This is a genomic window from Streptomyces mayteni (genome assembly GCF_054783955.1).
In genome coordinates, this window is sequence record NZ_BAAGPR010000260.1 from 1 (window position 1) to 1,445 (window position 1,445).

Here is a 1,445-nt window from a genome sequence, read left to right on the forward strand (position 1 = left end):
GCGCTGGCCGCGCTCGGGGCGGCCGGCGGCGCCGGGTCGTAGAGCGGCGGGGGCGGGGCGACCTGCTGGGCCCTCGGGTCGGGCACCGGCGGCGGCGACCCCGGGGGCGGCCCCGCGGGCGGCGCCGCCGCCCGCGGCTGCTCCGGTGGCCGCAGCGTGAAGTCGTGCTCGGTGGGGGTGTAGCCGGGAGCCGGCTGGGGTGGCGCGGGGGCGGGGGCGCGTCCGACCGTTTGCAGGTCTGTACCACAGACGCCGCAGAAGCGGTCGTCGTCCTCCAGCGGCTCACCGCAGCCGGGGCAGGCGGAGAGTTGGTCGAGCCTCGGCATTGTCACACCCATGTCCTCGGGCGGAAGCGGTTGGCCGCCTCCACCAGTTCAATGCGTTCACTTCGGGTCGGCGCCAGCCTGGCCAGCCGCCGATAGGAGCGCTCGAGGCCCAACCGGACCCCGGTCTCGTTCAGCGGCGCGCCGAGCAGGAACCGCCCCTGGTCTGTTTGCTCTGGGAAAGATCCGATGGTGCAGGAGATTACCCAGTCCAGCGCGGAACCCAGCACCTCGCAGGACAGTTGTTCGGCCAGCCACGGTTCCAGGCCCGCGCCACGGAGTGCCGAGAGCTGCTGACCGGCCGCCAGCAGGTCGGGCAACAGGTCGTGGGTGGCGGCGCGCTGCCGCAGCCGGGCCCGGATCGCGGCCACCCGCGCCGCCGTGTGGTGGGCCGACGTCTCGGGCACCGACTCCAGCGCGGCGACGGCGCCGCGCCGGTCGCCGGCGGCCAGCCGCACCCGGGCCAGGCCGAAGCCGGCGCTGACATGGCTGGGGTCGGTGGTCCACACCAGGTCGTAGTAGTCGGCGGCGTTGTCCAGCTGGCCGAGCACCTCGGCGCAGACGGCGAGCGCCAGCTTCGGCGCCAACTCCCCTGGGAACGCGTCGTAGACGGCGTCGAAGGAGAGCGCGGCCGCCTCCCAGTCCTCGGTGACCAGCGCGGTGACGCCCTGGTACCAGACGACCCGCCAGTCGCTGCCCCGACGCTCGGCCAGCCCGGCGGCGGAGGCGCGGGCGATGGCGAGCGACCTGGCGTCCCCGACCTCGAGGTAGGCCCGCAGCTCCCGGATCCGGCACTCGACGGAGTCGGTCGGCGCGCCGCGCAGCGCGACCAGCAGGTCGGCGGGCGAGGTGGCCATCAGCCCGGCGAGGTACCCGGCGTTGGCGTCCCCCGGGTCGACGCGCGGCACGGGCAGCGCGAGCGCGAGCCCCCGCACGTCGGGCCGCACCGTCACGGGGCCACTGGCCGCGGGGCCGCTGGCCGCGGCGGGCTGAGCGGGTTGGGCGTAGGGGGTGGCCGGGCCCGGCCCGGCGGCCGGCGGCGCCGTCCGGGTCCTGGCCGGCCAGAGCCGGCCGGCGCCGCTTCGCCGGGTCGCCTCCGGCGGGGAGCCCACAGGGGCGCCC

General features: G+C 77.2%; 2 protein-coding genes. Both read right to left on the reverse strand.

The genetic code is table 11. The annotated features are described in order from the left end of the window. A partial coding sequence (locus ACYVPE_RS39775; protein ID WP_461038725.1) for a zinc-ribbon domain-containing protein occupies positions 1-326 on the reverse strand: 326 nt, incomplete at its 3' end. Positions 327-328: 2 nt separating this feature from the next. Next, the coding region (locus ACYVPE_RS39780; RefSeq protein WP_461038724.1) for a tetratricopeptide repeat protein at positions 329-1,445 on the reverse strand (1,117 nt) is incomplete at its 5' end.